The organism is Polaromonas sp. P1_F6, from assembly GCF_056405695.1.
The window spans coordinates 21,795-45,204 of record NZ_JBFUBQ010000002.1; the positions used below are offsets into that span (position 1 = coordinate 21,795).

General features: G+C 58.9%; 18 protein-coding genes. 15 read left to right on the forward strand and 3 right to left on the reverse strand.

Going from position 1 to position 23,410, the window contains the following annotated elements; all coding sequences use genetic code 11:
• The first annotated feature begins 19 nt into the window (after positions 1-19).
• Together msrP and AC1DY9_RS06020 are read left to right on the forward strand one after the other, a co-directional pair.
• The gene (gene msrP, locus AC1DY9_RS06015) at positions 20-1,018 is read left to right on the forward strand and encodes a protein-methionine-sulfoxide reductase catalytic subunit MsrP (protein WP_457279741.1); all 999 of its coding nucleotides are present in this window, start codon (positions 20-22) and stop codon (positions 1,016-1,018) included.
• Between the two features lie 160 nt (positions 1,019-1,178).
• Entirely contained in the window at positions 1,179-1,826 is a 648-nt protein-coding gene (locus tag AC1DY9_RS06020) for a protein-methionine-sulfoxide reductase heme-binding subunit MsrQ (protein ID WP_457279740.1), read from the forward strand.
• Between the two features lie 67 nt (positions 1,827-1,893).
• On the opposite strand, the gene lysA is transcribed toward AC1DY9_RS06020, so the two are convergent.
• Complete coding sequence (gene lysA / locus AC1DY9_RS06025; protein ID WP_457279739.1) at positions 1,894-3,174, reverse strand: diaminopimelate decarboxylase; 1,281 nt, start codon at positions 3,172-3,174, stop codon at positions 1,894-1,896.
• A 162-nt stretch (positions 3,175-3,336) separates the two neighbouring features.
• A complete protein-coding gene (gene lptM, locus AC1DY9_RS06030; RefSeq protein ID WP_477666046.1) occupies positions 3,337-3,543 on the reverse strand; it encodes an LPS translocon maturation chaperone LptM in 207 nt (68 codons plus the stop codon).
• A 12-nt stretch (positions 3,544-3,555) separates the two neighbouring features.
• Here lptM and cyaY point away from each other — a divergent pair, with 12 nt between their 5' ends.
• Entirely contained in the window at positions 3,556-3,906 is a 351-nt protein-coding gene (gene cyaY, locus AC1DY9_RS06035; protein ID WP_457279737.1) for an iron donor protein CyaY, read from the forward strand.
• Between the two features lie 81 nt (positions 3,907-3,987).
• Here the strand turns inward: cyaY and AC1DY9_RS06040 are convergent, their stop codons facing one another.
• Positions 3,988-6,399 (reverse strand): penicillin-binding protein 1A, encoded by a 2,412-nt coding sequence (locus AC1DY9_RS06040; protein WP_477666047.1) that lies wholly within the window; start codon positions 6,397-6,399, stop codon positions 3,988-3,990.
• Positions 6,400-6,667: 268 nt separating this feature from the next.
• On the opposite strand from AC1DY9_RS06040, the gene AC1DY9_RS06045 reads away from it, so the two are divergent.
• From AC1DY9_RS06045 to AC1DY9_RS06100, 12 genes are all read left to right on the forward strand, one after another.
• Positions 6,668-7,747: a pilus assembly protein PilM gene (locus tag AC1DY9_RS06045; RefSeq protein ID WP_457279735.1), complete on the forward strand. Its 1,080-nt coding sequence runs from the start codon at positions 6,668-6,670 to the stop codon at positions 7,745-7,747.
• Positions 7,744-8,412 carry a PilN domain-containing protein gene (locus AC1DY9_RS06050; RefSeq protein ID WP_457279734.1) on the forward strand — a complete coding sequence of 223 codons (669 nt, stop codon included), beginning with the start codon at positions 7,744-7,746 and terminating at the stop codon, positions 8,410-8,412. Before AC1DY9_RS06045 ends, AC1DY9_RS06050 begins: the two co-directional genes overlap by 4 nt.
• A gap of 22 nt (positions 8,413-8,434) precedes the next feature.
• On the forward strand, positions 8,435-9,103 hold the full coding sequence (locus AC1DY9_RS06055) for a type IV pilus inner membrane component PilO (RefSeq protein WP_477666048.1): 669 nt from the start codon (positions 8,435-8,437) through the stop codon (positions 9,101-9,103).
• Positions 9,100-9,654, forward strand: coding sequence for a pilus assembly protein PilP (locus tag AC1DY9_RS06060; RefSeq protein ID WP_457279732.1), 555 nt, complete (start codon positions 9,100-9,102; stop codon positions 9,652-9,654). Before AC1DY9_RS06055 ends, AC1DY9_RS06060 begins: the two co-directional genes overlap by 4 nt.
• The gene (locus AC1DY9_RS06065; protein ID WP_457279731.1) at positions 9,651-11,759 is read left to right on the forward strand and encodes a type IV pilus secretin PilQ; all 2,109 of its coding nucleotides are present in this window, start codon (positions 9,651-9,653) and stop codon (positions 11,757-11,759) included. The genes AC1DY9_RS06060 and AC1DY9_RS06065 overlap by 4 nt, the downstream gene beginning before the upstream one ends.
• Positions 11,760-11,916: 157 nt before the next feature.
• Complete coding sequence (locus AC1DY9_RS06070) at positions 11,917-12,453, forward strand: shikimate kinase (protein WP_457279811.1); 537 nt, start codon at positions 11,917-11,919, stop codon at positions 12,451-12,453.
• A 45-nt stretch (positions 12,454-12,498) separates the two neighbouring features.
• Complete coding sequence (gene aroB / locus AC1DY9_RS06075) at positions 12,499-13,614, forward strand: 3-dehydroquinate synthase (RefSeq protein WP_477666049.1); 1,116 nt, start codon at positions 12,499-12,501, stop codon at positions 13,612-13,614.
• Positions 13,615-13,713: 99 nt separating this feature from the next.
• On the forward strand, positions 13,714-14,910 hold the full coding sequence (locus AC1DY9_RS06080; protein WP_457279729.1) for a deoxyguanosinetriphosphate triphosphohydrolase: 1,197 nt from the start codon (positions 13,714-13,716) through the stop codon (positions 14,908-14,910).
• A 33-nt stretch (positions 14,911-14,943) separates the two neighbouring features.
• Positions 14,944-16,188, forward strand: a complete 1,245-nt coding sequence (locus AC1DY9_RS06085) for an MFS transporter (RefSeq protein ID WP_457279728.1) — start codon at positions 14,944-14,946, stop codon at positions 16,186-16,188.
• A 192-nt stretch (positions 16,189-16,380) separates the two neighbouring features.
• The gene (locus AC1DY9_RS06090) at positions 16,381-17,529 is read left to right on the forward strand and encodes an ABC transporter substrate-binding protein (protein WP_457279727.1); all 1,149 of its coding nucleotides are present in this window, start codon (positions 16,381-16,383) and stop codon (positions 17,527-17,529) included.
• A gap of 110 nt (positions 17,530-17,639) precedes the next feature.
• Entirely contained in the window at positions 17,640-18,350 is a 711-nt protein-coding gene (locus AC1DY9_RS06095) for a transposase (RefSeq protein WP_477666050.1), read from the forward strand.
• 238 nt (positions 18,351-18,588) lie between these two features.
• Complete coding sequence (locus AC1DY9_RS06100; protein ID WP_457279725.1) at positions 18,589-23,334, forward strand: glutamate synthase-related protein; 4,746 nt, start codon at positions 18,589-18,591, stop codon at positions 23,332-23,334.
• Positions 23,335-23,410: the final 76 nt, after the last annotated feature.

Genomic DNA, 23,410 nt, shown 5'->3' on the forward strand with positions numbered 1-23,410 from the left:
CGGATTTCAAGGACCTCACATGCTCATCAGGACCCACGCCAGCGGCTTCGACCACCCCGTTCCCAGCGAGATCACGCCGCAGGGCATTTATCACGGCCGGCGCGACCTCATCAAACTGATGGCCACTGGCGCCGCAGGTGCTGCCATGGCCGGATGGGCCGGGCGCCAGGCGATGGCGCAAACGGTACAAAAACCCGGCAAACTGGCGGCGCTGGCCGGTGGCAAATCGGCGGTGGCCGGTGCGGTGACCATGGAAAAGATCACCGACTACAAAGACGCCTCTACCTACAACAATTACTATGAGTTCGGCACCGACAAGGCCGACCCCGCCAAGAACGCCCACACCCTGGTGACCAAGCCCTGGTCGGTGGCCGTCGAAGGCCTGGTCAAGCAGCCCAAGACTTTCACGCTCGAAGACCTGATCAAGCTGGCACCGCAGGAAGAGCGCATTTACCGCCTGCGCTGCGTCGAGGGCTGGTCCATGGTGATCCCGTGGGTGGGGTATTCGCTGTCGGAGCTCATCAAGAAGGTCGAGCCGCTGGGCAACGCCAAATACGTTGAATTCGTCACCCTGGCCGATCCCAAGACCATGCCGTTTGTGGGTTCCCGCGTGCTCGACTGGCCGTATGTGGAAGCCCTGCGCATGGACGAAGCCATGCACCCGCTGGCGCTGCTGGCCTTCGGCATGTATGGCGAAGTGCTGCCCAACCAGAACGGCGCGCCGGTGCGTATGGTGCTGCCCTGGAAGTACGGCTTCAAGAGCGGCAAGAGCATCGTCAAGATCCGCTTTACCGACAAGGAGCCGCGCACCGCCTGGAACAAGGCCGCTGCGCAGGAATACGGCTTTTATTCCAATGTGAACCCGGACGTCGACCACCCGCGCTGGAGCCAGGCCACCGAACGCCGTATCGGTGAAGACGGCCTCTTTGCCAAGAAGCGCAAGACGCTGATGTTCAATGGTTACGAAGCGCAGGTTGGCCAGCTTTACGCGGGCATGGACCTCAAGAAGAATTTCTGAACAATATGGCCCCCACGCTTGTCGCTTCGCGTACTGCGCTGCCCCCCGGGGGGGCCGCTGCGCCTGCGGCCCGGCAAAGCCGGTTCCGCGGCCCCTGCTGGTGTGAGGGGCATGGGGCGTTGCATCTCGACGAGAGTCGCTCCGATAGCGGATGGCTGTGATGGCAAGCTCGCAAAAATGGTTGCTGCATCCTGCTGCTAAACCAATGCTCTTCGCCGTTTGCCTGCTGCCCTTTGCGTGGCTCTTCTATGGCGCTTTCACTAACCAGCTGGGCGCCAATCCGGCCGAGGCGTTGATACGCGCCACCGGCGACTGGACATTGCGCTTTATCTGTATCGTCCTGACGGTCACGCCGCTTCGGGTCATCACCAGCACGCCTGCACTGGCGCGCTTTCGGCGCATGCTGGGGCTGTTCGCGTATTTCTACGTCGTCATTCACCTGCTGAGCTACAGCTGGTTCGACATGGGCTTTGACTTTGCCGATATTGCCAAAGACATCGCCAAGCGGCCTTTCATCCTTGTGGGGTTTTCGGCCTTTGTGTTGCTGACGCCCCTGGCGGCTACGTCCTTCAATGCGGCCATCAAAGCCATGGGTGCCAAACGCTGGCAGTGGCTGCACAAGCTGGTCTACCTGATTGCCGGCTTGGGGCTGCTGCATTTTTTCTGGATGCGCGCCGGCAAGAACAATTTTGCCGAAGTGTTCGTTTACGCCGCGATCATCGCCCTGCTGCTCGGCTGGCGTGTGCAGCAGTTCTTGAGGAAAAAGAGGCCAAAACCCATATACGACGTGCGCAACCAGCTATCATAATGATAGCGGTATGCGCTGATCGACGCTGATCCGATGAGGCACGTGCTTGCCCGGGCGTGGTTCCGGATTAGCCCGCTATCAGCTGTTCCTGCCGCATCTGGTCTTCAGCGCTTTCCCGCCGGCGTATGAGGTGCACTTCGCCACCGTCAACCAGCAGTTCAGCGGCCCGGCCACGCGTGTTGTAGTTGCTGGCCATGCTCATGCAGTACGCACCTGCCGACATCACGGCCAACTGGTCACCCGCTGCGACAGACAGCACGCGGTCGCGGCCTATCCAGTCGCCGCTTTCGCAGACCGGGCCCACGACGTCATATGTCGCCTCGGCGGCCGTGCCTTCCCGCAGGGGTGCGATGGCGTGGAAAGCCTGGTACATCGCGGGACGCGGCAGGTCGTTCATCGCCGCATCGACGATGCAGAAGTTCTTGTGCTCGCCCGGTTTGACATAGAGTACTTCCGTCAGGCAAACCCCGGCATTGCCGACCAGCGAGCGGCCCGGCTCGATCATCAGCTTTTTGCTGCCGTAGCCGCGTGCGTCGATCTTCGCGAGCAGCTGCTGCCAGAGCGCGTCGGCTTCGGGCGGGGTGTCGTTGTTGTAGTTGATGCCCAGGCCGCCGCCGAAATCGATATGTTCGAGCGGGATACCCGCAGCTTCAATGGCTGCCACCAGGTCGAGCACCCGGTCCATGGCGTCAAGGTACGGTGTGGTGTCGGTGATTTGCGAGCCGATGTGGCAGTCGATGCCGACGACCTGCAAGCCTTTCAGCGAAGCCGCGTGCCGGTAGATGCGCAGCGCGTCTTCGTGTGCCACACCGAACTTGTTGTCTTTAAGGCCCGTGGAAATATAAGGGTGCGTCTTGGGATCCACATCGGGATTGACGCGAATGCTGACGGGCGCACGCATGTCCATGGCGAGAGCCACCCCGGACAGCACATCCAGCTCGGCTTCGCTTTCGACATTGAAGCAGCCGATGCCGGCGCTCAGGGCCTGGCGCATTTCGCTGCGGGTTTTGCCTACGCCTGAAAAAATGATCTTCCGGGCCTCGCCACCAGCGGCCAGTACGCGGTTGAGTTCTCCGCCCGAAACGATGTCGAAGCCGCAACCCGCCCGGGCAAACGCCTGCAGGATGCCGAGGGACGAATTGGCCTTCATGGCATAGCAAATTTGCGCGTTGCGCCCTGCAAAGCCGCGCTGGTAAGCCGCCAGCGCCGAAAGCATGGCCGCCTTGGAGTAGACAAACAGCGGTGTGCCGTGTGCCGCGGCCAGATCGCCAAGCCGGACATTTTCAACAAACAGCTCGGTATCGCGGTAAGCGAAATGGGGGTGGCCGGGGAGAGGTTGGCGGGTCATGAAGAATGGGCTTTGAAGCGGTTGGAGTTATTGGCAACTATCTTAAGGAGCGCCGGGCTTGCGCGCCATGATCGATTGACGGCATGAACGGTCGGGCGCCTTTAGATTGAAGGCCCAGCCACCGGATGGCCTGAATCTTCAATGAATCGGCCAGGTTGCTGGTCAGCGAGCGGCTGACGCCGGCGTTGCAGGCGCGGCAGCCGGCGGCGCTGTAGTGGCTGTGGCCGGCACCTTCGGGGGAACCGGCAGGTAAAGTGCGCCTTTTTGTCCGCAACCGGCCAGCAAGGCCGCGCCGACCACAATTGCAGCAAGGCCATAGCGGGAGGCCGAAGGGCAGATGCGGCCTAAAATTTGAGCTGAAGAAACCATGATGGGATTGTAATGACGGACCTTGAATACCAGGATCTGGCCGAGAGTGCACTCAGGGCCGTTGAAACCGCCTGTGACCGTATCAATGATGAGACCGACGCGGACATTGATAACCAGCGCACCGGTGGCATGGTCACGCTGACTTTCTCCAACCGCAGCCAGATCATCATCAACCTGCAAAAACCCTTGCAGGAAATATGGATGGCGGCCAAGGCCGGCGGATTCCACTACAAATTCAGTGGCGGGCAATGGGCTGACACCAAGGACTCGAGCGAGTTTTTTGCCAATTTGTCTCGCTATGCCAGCGAGCAGGCTGGCCAGACATTGCTGTTCGCGGCCCCCGTGGAAGCAAATAAAGCGTAGCAGCAGAAGCTTGCAGGTGTGCCGTGATTGGCGTTGAAACAAAAAAGGGCTCCGTGGAGCCCTTTTTTGATGCGTTTCATCTCAGTTCTTGAACAAGTCCAGAATGCGCTTTTTCTCGTCCGAGGGTGGTAGCACCTGGATCGCGCCTGGCACTGCCGGCGTGGCGGCAGCTGCCGGATCTTGTTGTATGCCCACCGTGCTGACCCCCGAGCCTTTGGCATATTCGCTGTAATACCACTCTCCGCCAACGTTGACGACACCTTCGGGCGCCGGGTATTCGGTCACCGGCACGCCCTTGAGGGCGTATTCCATGAAGTTGATCCAGATCGGCAGGCTCAGGCCTCCGCCGGTTTCCCGGTCGCCGAGTTTTTTCGGCGTGTCGTAACCCATCCACACCGCCGCCGTCAGAGTAGGCTGGAAACCCACGAACCAGGTGTCGATCGAGTCATTGGTGGTACCGGTCTTGCCAAAAAGGTCGGGGCGCTTGAGCGTGGCTTGCGCTTTGGCCGCCGTACCCGAGCGTGCGACTTCCTGCAGCAGGCTGTCCATGATGAACGCATTGCGCGCATCGATGGCCCGGGCCGATTCGTCCAGCACGGGTGGCTTGCTTTCCAGCAGGACTTTGCCGCGCTGGTCGGTGATTTTGGTGACCAGGTAGGGATTGACGCGGTAACCGCCGTTGGCAAATACCGAATAGGCGGTGGCCATTTGTATCGGGGTGACCGATCCGGCGCCCAGCGCCATCGTCAGGTAGGCGGGATGTTTTTCGGCCTCAAAGCCGAAGTGGGTGATCCAGTCCTGCGCATACGGGGCGCCGATAGCCTGCAGTATGCGGATGGAAATCATGTTCTTGGATTTCTTCAGGCCGGTCCGCAGACTCATGGGACCGTCGAAAGTGCCGTCGTAGTTTTTGGGCTCCCAAGGCTGGCCGCCAGTGACGCCGGCGTCAAAAAACAGCGGGGCGTCATTCACCACGGTCGCTGGGGTAAAGCCCTTCTCGAGGGCAGCGGAGTAAATAAAGGGCTTGAAGCTGGAACCCGGCTGGCGCCATGCCTGGGTCACATGGTTGAACTTGTTTTTCTCAAAATCAAACCCGCCCACCAGCGCCCGGATGGAACCGTCGCGCGGATCAAGGGCCACAAAAGCGCCTTCCACTTCAGGCAGCTGGGTGATTTCCCAGGTGTTTTTCGGTGTTTTCGCCACGCGGATTAAGGCGCCGCGGCGAATCTTGATGTTGGGCCCTGCCTTGTCAGCCAGTCCGGATTGGGCGGGTTTCAGGCCGTCGCCGGTAATTTCAACTGTCTCGCTGTTCTGGCGCATGGCCAGAATCCGTTTGGGATTGGCTTCCAGCACGATGGCCGACATCACATCTCCGTTGTCGGGGTTGTCGGTCAGTGCGTCGTCAATCGCATCTTCCGTTTCCTGCGCATTGGCCGGAAGATCGATGAACTTCTCGGGGCCCCGGTAAATTTGCCGGCGCTCATAATCCATGATGCCCTTGCGCAAGGCCTTGTACGCGACCGTCTGGTCGGTGGCACGCAGGGTGGTATAGACATTCAGACCGCGGGTGTAGGTTTCGTCCCCGTACTGGTTGTAAACCAGCTGGCGGACCGTTTCAGCGACATATTCTGCGTGCACCCGGCCCGCGTCAGGCCCGGTCCTGACCTTGAGCTCTTCTTCTTTGGCGGCCTTGGCCTGTTCGGCGGTGATGAAGCCGTTTTCTTCCATCCGCTCGATGATGTAGAGCTGGCGGGCCCGGGCCCGCTTGGGATTGATGATGGGGTTGTAGGCCGAAGGCGCCTTGGGCAGGCCTGCCAGCATGGCTGCCTCGGAGATGGAGATGTTTTTCAGGGGCTTGCCGAAATAGGCCTCTGAGGCCGCGGCAAAGCCATAAGCCCGGTTTCCCAGAAAAATCTGGTTCATATAGATCTCAAGGATCTGGTCCTTGGTCAGCAGGTGCTCCAGCTTGAAGGTCAGCAGGATTTCATAGATCTTGCGGGTATAGCTTTTTTCGGCCGACAGATAGACATTACGGGCCACCTGCATGGTGATGGTGGAGGCGCCCTGGCTCTTGGCCCGGCCCACATTGGCAAAGCCGGCCCGGATCACGCCCAGGTAGTCCACGCCGCCATGCGAGAAAAAGCGGGCATCTTCGATGGCCAGAACCGCGTCCTTCATGACCTGCGGGATGTCCTTGATCGGGGTGAGGCTGCGGCGTTCTTCCCCGAATTCGCCAATAACCACCCCATCGGCGGAGTAAACCCGCAACGGCAACTTTGGCCGGTAGTCTGACAGGTCTGAGATATCCGGCAGGTTGGGGTAGGCAACCGACAGCGCTACAGCCACAAACAGCAAGACGGCGGCAACACCAGCCAGCAGCAGGCCGCCACTCCACAAAAAGAGCATGACCAGCCAGCGGGGGACGAGGGACTTTGCGCGACCTTGCTTGACCGGGGCAGAGTTTGAATCAGAAGACGTGGGTGTGGAGGGCATGTAGACAATCGTAAAGTCGCGTCACCATTATAAAAATCCCTGGAAGCGGGTTGTGCGGGGTGTCAGGGCAAGGGCCATACTTTTACGTTTGCAGACAACGTTTTAGGGAACCTTGCAAACTCCTGGCCCGGTACGACCGTCTGCTTTTGACAACGTTCCAGATGTCCAAAACAGGAAAAATCCTTACTGCACAAAGAGCTTACTGCTACTATTCAAGTGATTTCTTAAGTATGCAGGGCTACATATTAGCCGTCATTTGGGGACCGCCTTGATCTCTCTGGGATCGTTATTCAACCGCCAACAACCCGCTTTGCTGGGTTTAGATATCAGCTCATCCAGTGTCAAGCTGGTGGAGTTGAGCCGTGACAAGGCCGGTAATCTGGTGTTGGATCGCTGTGCGATCGAACCGCTGGAACGAGGCTGGATTACCGATGGTAACGTCGAAAAGTTTGACGAAGTGGCCGACGCGGTGCGCCGGCTCGTCAAGAAAAGCGGAACCCGCACCAAGAATGTGGCGATGGCCCTGCCGGCTTCGGCGGTCATTACCAAAAAAATCATTCTCCCGGGCGGCCTCAGCGACGCAGAGCTCGAAATTCAGGTCGAATCCGAAGCCAATCAATACATTCCGTTCTCGCTGGATGAAGTCAGCCTCGATTTCTGCGTGGTAGGCCCGAGTGCTACCTCCAGTGGCGACGTTGAAGTGCTGATTGCTGCTTCGCGCAAGGAAAAAGTGCAGGACAGGCAGGGTCTTGCGGAAGCCGCCGGGCTCAAGCCTATTGTTATAGATGTGGAGTCGTATGCCTCCCGCCTGGCCACCGCCCGCTTGATTGAGAGCCTTCCCAACAAGGGCGTGGACACCATGGTAGCCCTGTTTGAAGTGGGTGCATTGACGACCAGTATGCAGGTCATCAAAAACGATGAAGTACTTTATGAGCGTGATCAGGCCTTCGGTGGAGCACAGCTGACGCAACTCATCATTCGGCAGTACGGTTTTTCCCCTGAAGAAGCAGAAAGCAAAAAACGCAGTGGCGATTTGCCGGAAGACTACGAATCCGGCGTGCTGAAGCCTTTTGTCGAGAGCATGGCGCAGGAAATCGGACGGGCCTTGCAGTTCTTCTTTACCAGCACACCGCACAACAAAGTTGACTATGTGATGTTGGCCGGCGGCTCGTCCGCCTTGCCAGGCCTGACCGACTCTGTCACCCAGCAGACTTCATTTGCCTGCGTGCTGGCAAACCCTTTTGAGGGAATGGAGCTCGGGGAAGGCGTACGTGAAAAGAAGATGCGGCGCGAAGCGGCATCCTACCTGACCTCTTGCGGTCTGGCTTTGCGGAGGTTTCTGCAGTGATTCTCGTCAATCTGCTTCCCCATCGCGAAGCTGCGCGCAAGCGCAGGCGCGAAGTATTTTTTGCCACGCTGGGTATGGCGGCCTTGATCGGCGGTCTTATTTGCGGCGCTGTTTATTCCTGGTACCTTGCCCAAATTGAGGGCCAGCGGGGAAAGAACAATTTTCTGAAAACGGAAATTACCCGGTTGGAAGGACAGATCAAGGATATTGCCACGCTGCAGGCGGAAATTTCCGCACTCAGGGCTCGCCAGAATGCCGTGGAAGACCTGCAGGGAAACCGCAATCTGCCGGTGTATTTGCTGAGCGAACTGGTCAAGCAGTTGCCCGATGGGGTGTATATCACCAGCATGAAACAAGACAATCAGGCCGTGTTTATCACTGGCGTCGCACAGTCAAACGAACGTGTTTCGGAATTGTTGCGCAACCTTGCTAACAACAGTGCGTGGTTAACCCGGCCGGAACTTGTAGAAATCACCGCCAGCACAGTCTCACTGAGTGCGCGTGACCAGCGCAGGGTATCCAATTTTTCAATGAAGATTGGTTTGAAGCGGGCCAGCGATCCGAAAACTGTTGGCGCCACACCGGCAAGCTCAGGGACAGTACCGGTGGTGTCGGGGGCGGCTGCCAAGCCAGCTTCTGCCGCTTCGGTGCCGGCCAAGGTATGAGGCGGAATGAACGAGTTTGACTATGGCAAAAATCTCTAAAAATTCCATCGACTTTGGAGCAATTCAAAGTAGTCTGAAGTCCCAGTTTACGGGCCTGGATCCCAATGATCCACCTTCATGGCCAGCACTTCCACGTTACCTCCTGTGCGTGGCCGTGACGATTTTTGTTGTCGTGGCTCTTTGGTTTGTATGGCTCAGCGCATCCGATGAGGAGTTGACCGCAGAGAAAGCCAAGGAAGTCAAGCTTAAGGAAGACTACACGGCAAAGCTTGCGCAGGCTGTCAATCTGGATGCGCTGAAGAAGCAGCGCGAACAGGTTCAACAATATGTAACCCAGCTTGAAAAGCAGCTACCGAGCAAGGCCGAAATGGACGCACTGCTTTCTGATATTAATCAGGCGGGTTTGGGGCGTAGTCTGCAGTTCGAATTGTTTCGCCCAGGTCAGGTTAGCGTGAAGGAGTATTACGCGGAATTACCGATCGCTGTTCGAGTCACAGGCAGGTATCACGATATGGGTGCTTTTGCGGCTGATATTGCCAATCTTTCCCGCATTGTCACTTTGAATAATCTGACCATATCGCCCGGCAAAGATAGCACCTTGGTGATGGATACCACGGCCAAAACGTTCCGCTATCTGGACAATGATGAAGTAGCCTTGCAGCGCAAGAGCRCTCCTGGAGCCAAAAAATGAGTGCAGGAAAATACGCGGTAATTTTTTGCGGTTTGGCAGGGATTTTATTGGGCCTGTCCGGCTGTGGTTCCTCTGAACAGGAGGAGTTGCAGGAATGGATGACGCAGCAACGGAACGCTACCAAGCCTAAGGTAGATCCGCTGCCGGAGCCCACTAAATTTTCACCTCAGTTGTATGGCCAGGAAGGTTCCATAGAGCCTTTTAGCATTCAAAAACTGACACAGGCACTGAAACGTGAATCCAATCAGGCGACGGCCAACGCCGCCCTGATCGCACCTGAACTGAGCCGACGAAAAGAACCATTGGAGGCATATCCCCTGGATGCTATTGCCATGGTGGGTAGCCTGATCAAGGTTGGCCAGCCAGTTGCGCTGGTACGAGTGGACAACCTGATTTATCAAGCCCGCGTAGGGAATTACCTGGGCCAAAACTACGGCCGGATCACCAAGGTCACTGAAACAGATCTCGCCTTACGCGAGATAGTGCAAGACGCCGCGGGTGAGTGGATAGAGCGGACCGCGACTTTACAGTTATTAGAGGGATCAAAATGAACAAGCAGACACCGGCACTAGAGACGCAGGAAAAAAAGGGCCGCCTGCAGCTTTTGTTTGGGCGTGTGTTGCGTTGTGCTTCGCTCAGTCTGGCATTTTCTGTAACTGCCGCTCCCTTGCTGGCGCAGGCACAGAATGCCATCCAGGCTGTTTCCGGATCAGTTCAGGGTGGTGCAGAGGTTATTCGAATCGATTTGGCAGAACCTCTGGCTGCGGTACCGACGGGTTTTAGTATCCAGACGCCAGCGCGTATAGCACTTGATTTTCCCGGGGTTGGTAACTCCATGGGACGATCTGCAGTAGACCTCAACTTGGGAAATCTGCGCTCGGCGAACGTCGTGCAGGCGGGTGAAAGAACCCGTGTAGTACTGAATCTAAAGGTGCCAACGGCGTATAAGGCTGAGATTCAAGGGAAATCGTTGTTGATTACCCTCGATTCAGTGGCGGTGGCTGCGCCCTCCGCTACTACACCGCCAGTGTTTGCTGAAAATCGCAACACCGACACATTGCCCTTGAAGGACATCGACTTCCGTCGTGGCGTTGAGGGTTCTGGCCGTATCGTTGTGGACCTGCCCAATAACCAGGTTGGCGTGGATATACGCCAACAAGGCCAGACTTTGGTGGTTGAGTTCCTGAAAACCGCATTGCCAGAAGGACTTCGCCGTCGTCTGGATGTGGGCGATTTCGGAACACCAGTGCAAACCGTCACCACATTTCAAACGGGGGATAAGGTCCGTATGGTGGTCGAGCCCAAGGGCGCCTGGGAACACAGTGCGTATCAAAGTGATAACCAGTTTGTCCTGGAAGTGCGCCAGCAAAAAATTGACCCAAGCAAGCTGACGCAAGGACCTGGGTATAACGGTGAGAAGCTATCCCTGAATTTTCAGAACATTGAAATTCGCTCCCTTCTGCAGGTGATTGCAGACTTTACGAACTTCAATATCGTGACGTCGGACTCGGTTACCGGTGCGGTAACGTTGCGTCTGAAAGATGTTCCCTGGGATCAGGCACTGGACATTATTCTTCAGGCCAAGGGACTGGGCATGCGCAAAACAGGCAACGTCTTGTTGATCGCACCCAAAGACGAACTTGCAGCCAAAGACAAGCTGGAACTGGAGTCAAAGAATGCGATTCAAAGTCTGGAAACGCTCCGGACCCAGGATTTCAAGCTTAACTATGCAAAAGCTGCAGATATTGCGGCAGGGCTGTTGGGCTCCGGTGCCGGTGCTACAAAGATACTGTCTGCGCGAGGCAGCGTGATATCGGAGGCGCGCACCAATCAATTGTTCGTTACCGACATACCATCGCGACTTGAACAGGTGCAGGCGCTGATCGCGAAATTAGACGTCGCAGTCCGTCAAGTGTTGATTGAAGCTCGTATCGTTGAAGCGTCGGATTCCTTCGGTAAATCTCTGGGCGTGCGGTTAGGGGGTCGACCTTTCACCCAGGGTAATAACACCGCTTTTGGCGGGTCGTATAGCCCGACAGTTGCAGGAACTACTGCAGGTGAATTCGTGAGCCTGCCTGGTGTGGGCCAAAACGGATTCAACGCAAGTACGTTTGCCATTTCTTTGTTCAATGCCGCAAAGACACGATTCCTTAATCTTGAGATTTCTGCATCTGAAGCAGATGGCAAGACGAAAATTGTTTCCAGTCCACGTGTCGTGACTGCTGATCAGGTGAAGGCTCTGATTGAACAGGGTACAGAGCTTCCCTATCAACAGGCGACTTCCAGCGGTGCCACCGCTATTGCCTTTCGAAAGGCAAACTTGAAGCTCGAAGTCACTCCGCAAATAACGCCGGAGGGGAACATCATCCTTCAAGTGGACGTGAACAAAGATAGCGTGGGACGTGAAACAGCGAACGGATTCGCGATTGATACCAAGCATATTCAAACGCAGGTACTGGTGGAAAATGGTGGAACCGTGGTCATTGGCGGCATTTTTGAGCAAAATGATCGTGACAATGAAACCAAAGTCCCGCTTTTGGGCGACATCCCCGGTGTTGGCAATTTGTTCAAACAAAGAACGCGATCTGCCACGAAGTCTGAATTGCTGGTGTTCATCACGCCCAAAATGCTGACTAACGGATCTGCCCTGCGTTAATTCCGACCACCCGTCTGATCGCCTTGGGCGAGTTCGAGGGCGGTAGGTAAAGAAGGCGTCGTGCTGAAGGACTGCGCGTGGGACTGCCAGTCCTCTGCGTAGTTGCTTGGCATGCTTCTGGGCAACCTTTCCTCCATATCAATTGAATGCACATCCGTTGAGAATCGCCTGCGTGGGCTTGCCTGGGTCGGGGAAATCCACCGTCGGCAGGCACCTTGCCCGAAGAATGGGGTTGCGGTTCATTGACTCGGATCAGGTGATAGAACAACGTATCGGTTGCTCTATCCGTGAGTTTTTTGAGCGCGAAGGTGAAGACGCATTTCGCGACATCGAGCAACTGGTCATCGATGAGTTGACTCAGGGTGAGGTTTGCGTACTCTCCAGCGGCGGCGGGGCTGTGCTGCGCCCCGCCAACCGGCAACATCTTCGGGAGCGGGCGCAGGTGGTTTACCTGCATTCCATCCCCGAAGAGGTTTTTCGCCGTTTGCGGCATGACCAGAACCGCCCCTTGCTTCAGGTGGCCGATCCGCTGGCGCGGCTCAGGGATCTTTACGCCGCCCGTGACGCCCTCTATCGGGAAACGGCACACTATGTCATTGAAACAGGCCGCCCTTCAGTCTCTACGCTGGTCAACATGATCCTGATGCAGCTGGAGCTGGCAGGCGTGATGGCTCCGCCTCCCGACCGGCCATAACCATTGGCAAGCCTTGGAAGGGGTGGAAGCCTCTACACTTCTTCCATGCAAGAAAATTCCTCTTCCGCCGTTGCGACAATCCGGATTGATCTGGCCGAACGCAGCTATCCGATCGTCATTGGCAGCGGGCTTCTGGGAACCAGCAATACCTATCAGGACGTGCCCAAAGCCGCGACGGCGCTGGTGGTGTCAAACACCACCGTGGCACCGCTGTATGCCGCGCAACTCACCCGGGCATTGCAACAACGCTATGACAAGGTGCTGCTGGTCACCTTGCCGGATGGTGAAGCCCACAAGGACTGGCCAACCCTGCAATTGATTTTTGATGCGCTGCTGGAAAACGGCTGCGACCGAAAGACGGTGCTGTTTGCCTTGGGCGGTGGCGTGGTCGGCGACATGACCGGCTTTGCCGCGGCCAGCTACATGCGCGGCGTACCATTTGTGCAGGTGCCCACGACATTGCTGGCCCAGGTGGATTCCTCGGTTGGCGGCAAGACGGCGATCAACCACCCACTGGGCAAAAACATGATCGGTGCGTTCTACCAGCCCTTGCAGGTGGTGTGCGACCTGGATGTTCTGGCGACGCTGCCCTCTCGCGAACTGAGTGCGGGCCTGGCCGAGATCATTAAATACGGCCCCATTGCCGACATGGCATTCCTTGAATGGATCGAGACTAACCTGGAAGATCTGCTCGCCAGGGAGCCCGTGGCCATGGCCCACGCCATCCAGCGCAGTTGTGAGATCAAGGCATGGGTTGTAAGCCAGGACGAGCGGGAGTCGGGCTTGCGGGCCATCCTGAATTTCGGTCACACCTTCGGCCACGCGATTGAATCCGGTCTGGGCTATGGGGAATGGCTGCATGGCGAGGGTGTGGGCTGCGGCATGGTGATGGCCGCGCATCTGTCAGAGCGTCTGGGCCTGGTTGACAAGCCTTTTACGGAACGCCTGACCAATCTTGTCCGACGATGCGGCCTGCCGGTGCGAGGACCTGTGCTGTCAACCACCGACAATGCCGGCCGCTATCTCGAACTGATGCGCATCGACAAAAAATCCGAAGCGGGTGAGATAAGGTTTGTTGTGATCGACGGCCCCGGGAAGGCAGCCGTTCGCAGTGCGCCGGATGCCATGGTGCGCAGTGTCATAGATATGTGCTGTGAATAAGCGGCGGAAAATATGGAAGAGGTACCTGAAATTGCTATCAATTCAGGAGCTTCTTGCGCTTGTGGGGTATGGGATTCCGGTCATTTTTATGTTTAATTCATGAATCTCCAACCCTACGCCTGTGACCCTTCGCGTTCGCGCGGCCGCCGCTTTGCCGAGCCTGCTGCGCCAACCCGGTCCGAGTTTCAGCGCGACCGCGACCGTATCGTGCACTCCACCGCTTTTCGGCGCCTGGTGTACAAAACCCAGGTGTTTCTGAATCACGAAGGTGATTTGTTTCGCACCCGGCTGACTCATTCGCTGGAGGTCGCCCAGCTGGGAAGGTCCATCGCCCGCACGCTTCAGCTCAATGAAGATCTCGTGGAAGCCATTGCGCTGGCGCATGACTTGGGCCATACGCCGTTCGGCCATGCGGGCCAGGATGCCTTGAACGCATGTCTGAAAGCCTGTAACCCAGACAGCGCAGGCTTTGAGCACAACCTGCAAAGCCTGCGCGTGGTGGACTCCCTTGAGGAGCGCTATCCGGCGTACAACGGGCTGAACCTGACCTTTGAGACGCGAGAAGGAATCCTGAAGCATTGTTCCAGGCGCAATGCACGCCATATTGAAGCCCGCGAGCCGGACGGTGTTGCCCGCCGGTTCGTAGAGCCCGCTGACGGGCCGCGCTGGCAGCAACCCGGTCTGGAAGCACAACTGGCCAATCTTGCGGACGAAATAGCCTACAACGCACACGATATTGACGACGGCGTGCGCTCCGGCCTGTTAAGCCTGGAGCAACTGGAGGGTGTCGAGCTGTTCGCGCAACACTGCCGGGAAACGCAACTGGCGCACCGGGCGTTGAAAGGCCGGCGGCTGCTGTTCGAGACCATACGGCGCATGCTCAGTGCGCAGGTCTATAACGTGATGGATGCGACATCGCTTGCGATTTACAAGGTTGCCCCTGCCAGCGTGGACGAAGTTCGCAGGCATCCGGCGCTGGTGTGTTTTACCGAAGAAATGGCGACGCAGTCTGCATCCCTCAAACGTTTTTTGCTGCGAAACCTGTACCGCCACCCGAAAGTGGTGGAAACCACGCAGGCTGCCAAGCAGGTAGTTCGTGATCTGTTCGAAGCCTATATGGCCGACCCGGCCCAGATGCCGCAGGCTCACATCGACCGGTTTGACGGCATTGATGCCCCCCATGCGGCGGGCGCAAAACCCGAGAGGGTGGTCGCCGACTACATTGCCGGCATGACAGACCGCTTCGCCGCCAAAGAGCATGAACGTCTTAAGGGGCGCGCAGCCTTTCCGGTCTAAGTGGAGTTGTGGCCGCCCATCGCAGCAAACAACGTGACTGAGCCCCGGCCAACAACAACCCCGAGCCCGAACGCGGCCTGGTACGTGATGGCTGCCGGTGTGGTGGCCGCCCTTTACGTGGGCAAGCTGCCGCCTGCGCTGCCTGTGCTGGGAAAGGTATTGGGCGTGACATTGCTGCAGGCCGGATTTCTGCTGTCGCTGGTGCAGCTGGCGGGTATGGTGCTCGGGCTGCTCATCGGGCTTGTTGTGCAGCGTGCCGGCCTCAAGCGCAGCATGGTGGCCGGGCTGCTGGTGTTGTCCGGTGCCGGCCTGTTGGGCGGCGTGTCTCCCGATGTGCATTGGCTGCTGACCGCACGTGTATTCGAAGGGCTGGGATTCCTCTGGGTGGTGTTACCGGCCCCAGCCCTGATCCGCCAGCTGGTGCCACAAGAGCGACTCAACGGCATGCTGGGAGTCTGGGGCGCCTACATGCCGCTGGGCGCCTCTCTGGCATTGCTGGGAGGCCCCATGATCATCGGCCTGGCCGCACCTGACTGGGGTTGGCGAATCTTGTGGTGGCTTCTGGCCGCGCTGGCCGCAGTGCTGGCTTTGCTGGTCGCGTGGCAAGTTCCTGCACAGGGGCATCTGCATGATGGCATGTCCCCCCGGCAATCGCCGGCTCCTCATTTCCGTGGCGGAGATATTGTCCGCGCGACGCTGCGGTCGCGCGCAGCCTGGTACATGGCTGTTGCTTTTGCGATGTACTCGGGACAGTGGCTTGCTGTGGTCGGTTTCCTGCCGTCCATCTACACCCAGGCTGGCGTGAGCGGTGTGTGGGTGGCATGGCTTACGGCGCTTGCTGCTGCCGTCAATATCATCGGCAACGTCGCGGCAGGCAGGCTGCTGGAGCGTGGTGTACGACCGGTGGTTCTGCTTGGCGCAGGCTTCCTGTCGATGGCTGGAGGTGCCCAGCTCGCATTTGCCGTGCAACTGTCCCCGGAAATACAGTATGTGGCCATACTGGTCTTTTCGATGGTGGGCGGCCTGATCCCCGCAACGCTGTTTAACCTGGCCATCCAGCTTGCGCCCCGCCGTGATGCCGTGTCGACCACCGTTGGCTGGGTCCAGCAGTGGTCGGCGCTGGGGCAATTTGCCGGTCCTCCGCTGGTTGCCTGGGTGGCCAGCACTGCGGGAGGATGGCAATGGACGGGTTGGCTTGCGACGGCCGGCTGCGCCATCGCCCTCGTGTTGGCGATCTTGCTTCATCGTCTGCCTGGATCTGCCCGCCAACGCACTTGAACGGGCGTATGTTGGCGTCCCATGCGCATAGGCTTATGACGTGTTGGCATTTCCACGGTGGTTTTTGGAGGTTGCACAGATTACGCTGAGGGCTTGCGCACAATTTGTGACATTTCTTCGGAATATTGAGCGCATGCTGAGGTACGGGCATCAAACCTGCTTTGGCTATTTCGTCTCTCAAAAGGTGTTCTCATGGGTTTCAATCGACGTCAACTAATTCTGCGCGGGGTTTCCGCGGGCGCTGCGGTAGCAAGCCCTGCGCTCTGGGCTCAAAGCAAAACCAGCCGCAAAATCGTTCTTGGCCAATCGGTGCCCTTGACAGGTGCAGCCGACCAGATCGGCCTGGCGTATCTGAATGGGGCAAAGATTTATTTCGACGCCATCAATGCAAAGGGCGGTGCCGGCGGTCACAAGATCGAAGTCAAGACACTCGACGACGGCTACAACCCGGCCAAGGCTGCCGCCAATGCCAAGCAGTTGATCGACGAAGGCGTCGACGCGCTGTTCGGCTTTGCCGGAACAGCCAGCTGCGACGCCGCGTTTGCCGCTTCCAAGGCATCCGGGGCGCTCTTTTTCGCACCTTTTGCAGCATCGGATGCGTTGCATGATCCTGCGCTGGCAAACATCTTTCATGTGCGCCCGGCGCTGGCTGACGAGGCCTACAAAATTGCACGCCACTGCGCCACCCTCAACCAGGACCGTATCGGTGTATTTGCCGAAGATGACGCCATGGGGCGGGGCGGCCTTGCCGCGGTGAACCAGGCCCTGATCGACCTGAAGCGCCCAGCCATCGTTGGCAGCGCCCTGTCGCCGGTCAACAGCGACAAGGTCGATGCTGCCGTGGCGCAGCTGATGAAGGCGCAACCCCAAGCCGTTATTCAGGTCAGCCTGTTCAATTCCTCGGCGGCTTTCATCCGCAAGATGCGCCAGGCCGGGTTTGGCGGTCAGTTCCTCAATTTCTCCGTGGTGGGGATTGACCCGCTGTTCAGCGCGCTGGGCAAAGAGATCGGCGGGGTTGTTATCTCGCAAGTGGTGCCTTCGCCGCGCAGCACCGGCACGCCCATCATCAAGGAATACCTGGATGTGCTGAACCAGACCGACCAGACGCCCAGCTATGAAAGTGTTGAGGGCTATATTGCGGCCAAAACGTTTGCCGAAGGCGTGCGCCGCAGCGCGGCCGGCAGCGGCAAGCCCGACCGGGCAGGCCTGCAAAAGGCGTTTGAAACCATGACCGACTACGACGTGGGGGGCTTTCGCGTCAACCTGCGCCCGAAGAAATACGAATCGGTGCGGGCGATTGATCTCGTCACCATCACGCCTGACGGCAAAGTCGTTCGTTAAGCGCCCTTGTTCCGGGGCGTTCTAACAGCGCTTCGATGGACTCGCAGCAGGCGGAAAAAATCGGGGTCAGATTCCTTTTATCATGATGCAAACTCTCGGTATTGCATTCCATGGCCCGCCTTCCCCGTCTGACGCTCCCCGGTTACCCGCACCACATCATTCAGCGGGGAAATAACCGGCAAGCTGTCTTTTCTTCGGCCGCCGACCACCAGGTGTTTTTGGCGTTGCTCGAAGAAAGCGCCCGCAAGTTCGGCGTTGCCCTGCATGCGTACGTGCTGATGGACAACCATTTCCATTTACTGGCGACGCCTTCCACAGCGGACAGCCTGCCGCAGATGATGCAAGCTGCCGGGCGGCGCTATGTGCGTTACTTCAACGACAGCCAGGGCCGCTCCGGCACCTTGTGGGAAGGGCGTTACCGGGCCACCGTGATCGAGGCCGAGCGCTACCTGCTGGCGTGCATGGCCTATATGGACCTCAATCCAGTCCGCGCGGGACTGGTGGCCGAGGTCAAAGACTATCCGTGGTCCAGCTACGGCCATTACGCAGGCCTGCGGGTCGACGGCCTGCTCACGCCACACCCGATGGTCTGGGCATTGGGCAACACGCCGTTCGCCCGTGAAGTGGCCTACGCCGGACTGGTGCGCGCCGGCATCACGCTGGAGCAGCAAGACCAGCTGACCCGATCCGCCCTGAGTGGCTGGGCCCTGGGTGGAGATGGCTTTTTGGCGGAGTTGCAAAAGCGCACAGAGCGCCGTGTCACCAGGAACCAGGCGGGACGCCCACCCCTGCGCGTGGCTGAGGGCCCKGATGATGAATAACTTCATATTTATCAAGGCTTGACGCGCTTGACTTTAATATGTCCCCAATTTATTGTTGATTAAATTAATCGACATTTAATTGGAATCTGACCCCATTTAAACCGCTTGGCATTGTTGTTGCAATGCAATATGCTCCCATTCCCTGCGAAAAATTATGAACCTTGCGGATGGAAGCGTTGCCATGCCTTTTCTAAGGCCGCGCGGCACCGCCGTCATCCCCAACTGACGAGGAATTGCCATGACCACGGCTGCTGAAATCAAACATTTTGAAGAAAACGGTTTGTACTCCGGTGCAAACGAACATGACGCCTGCGGCGTCGGCTTCGTGGCGCACATCAAAGGGCACAAAAGCCACGCCATCGTCCAGCAAGGCCTGAAAATCCTCGAAAATCTCGACCATCGGGGTGCAGTGGGCGCTGACAAATTGATGGGTGACGGCGCCGGCATTTTGATTCAGCTGCCCGACGCGCTGTATCGCGAAGAAATGGCCAGCCAGGGCGTGCAGCTGCCGCCGCCCGGTGAGTACGGCGTCGGCATGGTGTTTCTGCCCAAAGAGCACGCATCCCGCCTGGCGTGCGAGCAGGCGCTGGAGCGCGCCGTCAAGGCTGAGGGCCAGGTGCTGCTGGGCTGGCGCGACGTGCCGGTCAACCGCGACATGCCCATGTCGCCCACCGTGCGCGAAAAAGAGCCCATCCTGCGCCAGATCTTCATCGGTCGCGGCAACGATGTGATCGTGCAGGACGCGCTGGAGCGCAAGCTGTACGTGATCCGCAAAACCGCCAGCGCCGCCATCCAGAACCTGCGCCTGACGCACAGCAAAGAATATTACGTGCCCAGCATGTCCAGCCGCACGGTGGTCTACAAAGGCCTGCTGCTGGCCGATCAAGTGGGCACCTACTACCGCGACCTGACCGACCCACGTTGCGTCTCGGCGCTTGGCCTGGTGCATCAGCGCTTTTCCACCAACACCTTCCCCGAGTGGCCACTGGCCCATCCCTACCGCTATGTGGCCCACAACGGCGAGATCAACACCGTCAAGGGCAACTACAACTGGATGAAGGCGCGTGAAGGCGTGATGTCCTCGCCAGTGCTCGGCGCCGACCTGCAAAAGCTCTATCCGATCAGCTTTGCCAGCCAGTCCGACACCGCGACCTTCGACAACTGCCTCGAGTTGCTGACCATGGCCGGCTATCCCATCAGCCAGGCCGTGATGATGATGATCCCCGAGCCCTGGGAGCAACACACCACCATGGACGAGCGCCGCAAGGCCTTCTATGAATACCACGCCGCCATGCTCGAGCCCTGGGACGGCCCGGCCTCCATCGTCTTCACCGACGGCCGCCAGATCGGCGCCACGCTGGACCGCAACGGMCTTCGTCCTTCGCGCTATTGCGTGACCGACGATGACCTCGTCATCATGGCCTCCGAATCCGGCGTGCTGCCGATTCCTGAGCACAAGATCGTGCGCAAATGGCGCCTTCAGCCCGGCAAGATGTTCCTGATCGACCTCGAACAGGGCCGCATGGTCGACGACGAGGAAATCAAGGCCACGCTGGCCCACAGCAAGCCCTACAAGCAGTGGATTGAAAATCTGCGCATCAAGCTGGACGACGTGGCCGGCAAGGCCGCCAAGACCTCTCCGGTCACTGTGCCCGCGGCTTCGAACCTTGCCCTGCTTGATCGCCAGCAGGCCTTTGGCTACACGCAGGAAGACATCAAATTCCTGATGTCCCCGATGGCCGCCAACGGCGAAGAAGCCACCGGTTCCATGGGCAACGACAGCCCGCTGGCCGTGCTGTCCAACAAGAACAAGCCGCTGTACAACTACTTCAAGCAGTTGTTTGCACAGGTGACCAACCCGCCCATCGACCCGATCCGCGAAGCCATCGTGATGTCGCTGGTGTCGTTCATCGGCCCCAAGCCCAACCTGCTGGACATCAACCAGGTCAATCCGCCGATGCGGCTGGAAGTCAGCCAGCCGGTGCTCAACGTGGCCGACATGCAAAAGCTGCGCGATATCGAGTCGCACACCCAGGGCAAGTTCAAGAGCTACACCCTGGACATCACCTATCCGCTGGCCTGGGGCCATGAAGGTGTCGAGGCCAAGCTGGCTTCGCTGTGCGCCGAGGCGGTCGACGCGATCAAGGACGGCAAGAACATCCTGATCATCAGCGACCGCGGCATCAGCGCCACGCAGGTTGCCATTCCGGCCTTGCTGGCTCTTTCCGCCATTCACCAGCACCTGGTGAAAGAAGGCCTGCGCACCACGGCCGGCCTGGTGGTCGAAACCGGCTCCGCCCGCGAAGTGCACCACTTTGCCGTGCTGGCCGGCTACGGCGCCGAAGCCGTGCACCCCTACCTCGCCATGGAAACGCTGGCCGAGCTGTCCAAAGGACTGCCGGGCGACCTCAGCACCGACAAGGCCGTCTACAACTACACCAAGGCCATCGGCAAGGGCCTGTCCAAGATCATGTCCAAGATGGGCGTGTCGACCTACATGAGCTACTGCGGCGCGCAACTGTTCGAGGCCATCGGCCTGAACCGTGACACCGTGGCCAAGTTCTTCACCGGCACGGCCAGCCAGGTTGAAGGCATGGGCGTGTTCGAGATCGCCGAAGAAGCGCTGCGCATGCACCGCGCGGCCTTCAGCGACGACCCGGTGCTGGCCAACATGCTGGACGCCGGCGGCGAATACGCCTGGCGCGTGCGCGGCGAAGACCACATGTGGACGCCCGACGCGATTGCCAAGCTGCAGCATTCCACGCGTTCCAACAACTGGAACACCTACAAGGAATACGCCCAGCTGATCAACGACCAGAACCGCCGTCATATGACGCTGCGCGGCCTGTTCGAGTTCAAGATTGACCCTTCCAAAGCCATCCCGATTGATGAAGTCGAGCCGGCCAAAGAGATCGTCAAGCGCTTTGCCACCGGCGCCATGTCGCTGGGCTCCATCAGCACCGAAGCCCATGCCACGCTGGCTGTGGCCATGAACCGCATCGGCGGCAAGAGCAACACGGGCGAGGGCGGTGAAGACCCGAACCGTTACCGGCAAGAGCTCAAAGGCATCCCGATCAAGAAGGGCGAGACGCTGAAAAGCGTGATCGGCCCTAAGCAGGTTGAGGTAGATTTGCCGCTGCAAGACGGCGACTCGCTGCGCTCGCGCATCAAGCAGGTGGCGTCCGGCCGATTTGGCGTCACGGCCGAATACCTGGTGTCGGCCGACCAGATCCAGATCAAGATGGCGCAGGGCGCCAAGCCCGGCGAAGGTGGCCAGCTGCCCGGCGGAAAAGTCAGCGAATACATCGGTTCGCTGCGTTACTCGGTGCCGGGTGTCGGTTTGATCTCGCCACCGCCGCACCACGACATCTACTCGATCGAAGACCTGGCCCAGCTGATCCACGATTTGAAGAACGTGAACCCGCGCGCCAGCATCAGCGTCAAGCTGGTGAGTGAGGTCGGCGTAGGAACCATTGCAGCGGGCGTGGCCAAGGCCAAGTCCGACCACGTGGTGATTGCCGGCCACGACGGCGGCACGGGTGCTTCGCCCTGGTCGTCCATCAAGCATGCCGGCTCGCCCTGGGAAATTGGCCTGGCCGAAACGCAGCAGACCCTGGTGCTCAACCGCCTGCGCGGCCGCATCCGCGTGCAGGCTGACGGCCAGATGAAAACCGGCCGCGACGTCATCATCGGCGCGTTGCTGGGCGCTGACGAATTCGGTTTTGCCACCGCGCCGCTGGTGGTTGAGGGTTGCATCATGATGCGCAAGTGCCACCTCAACACCTGCCCGGTCGGCGTGGCTACGCAAGACCCTGTGCTGCGCCAGAAATTCAGCGGCAAGCCCGAGCATGTGGTCAATTACTTCTTCTTCGTCGCCGAAGAAGCACGCCAGCTGATGGCGCAACTCGGCGTGCGCAAGTTTGATGACCTGATCGGCCGCGCCGACCTGCTCGACACGCAAAAAGGCATTGAGCACTGGAAGGCCAGCGGTCTTGATTTCGCCCGTCTGTTCTACCAGCCGAATGTGCCGGCCGACGTGCCACGCATGCACGTGATGGAACAAGACCACGCGCTCGAAAAAGCGCTGGACGTGCGTCTGATCGAAAAATCCAAAGCCGCAATTGAAAAGGGCGAAAAAGTCCAATTCATCGAAGTGGCGCGCAACGTCAACCGCACCGTCGGCGCCATGCTGTCGGGCGAGCTGACACGCCACCATCCGCAAGGCCTGCCCGACGACACGCTGCGCATCCAGCTCGAAGGCACGGGCGGCCAGTCCTTTGGCGCCTTCCTGGCCAAGGGCATCACCATGTACCTGATCGGCGACGCCAACGACTACACCGGCAAGGGCCTGTCGGGCGGCCGTATCGTCGTGCGCCCGAGTATCGACTTCCGCGGCGACGCGGTGAAGAACACCATCGTCGGCAACACCGTGCTGTACGGCGCGACCACCGGCGAAGCCTTCTTCAGCGGCGTGGCCGGTGAACGTTTTGCCGTGCGGCTCTCGGGCGCCACGGCGGTTGTTGAAGGCACGGGTGACCACGGTTGCGAATACATGACGGGCGGCACCGTCGCGGTGCTGGGCAAGACCGGCCGCAACTTCGCCGCCGGCATGAGCGGCGGCGTGGCTTATGTGTATGACGAAGATGGTTTGTTCGCCACGCGTTGCAACACTTCCATGGTGTCGATGGACCGCATCGTCACCACGGCCGAGCAGCACACCCATGACAAGGCCGACTGGCATGCCGAACAAAGCGATGAGGAATTGCTCAAGCGCCTCTTGCAAGACCACAACCGCTGGACCGGCAGCAAGCGCGCGCGCGAGTTGCTCGACAACTGGAGCGAGTCACGCCTGAAGTTTGTGAAGGTCTTCCCGAACGAATACAAGAAGGCGCTGATTGAGCGCAAGGAACGCCGCCTGGAAGCCGCGACCGAAACCACACGGGTCCAGGTCGCCACCAACCAGGAAGCGGTGGCGGCCAAGTAAGGCTGCTGAAGCTCTCACGCCACCTTACGTTTGCTATTAAATTTATAGCTGCTTGCGCTCATCCTTAAAGGGCTGG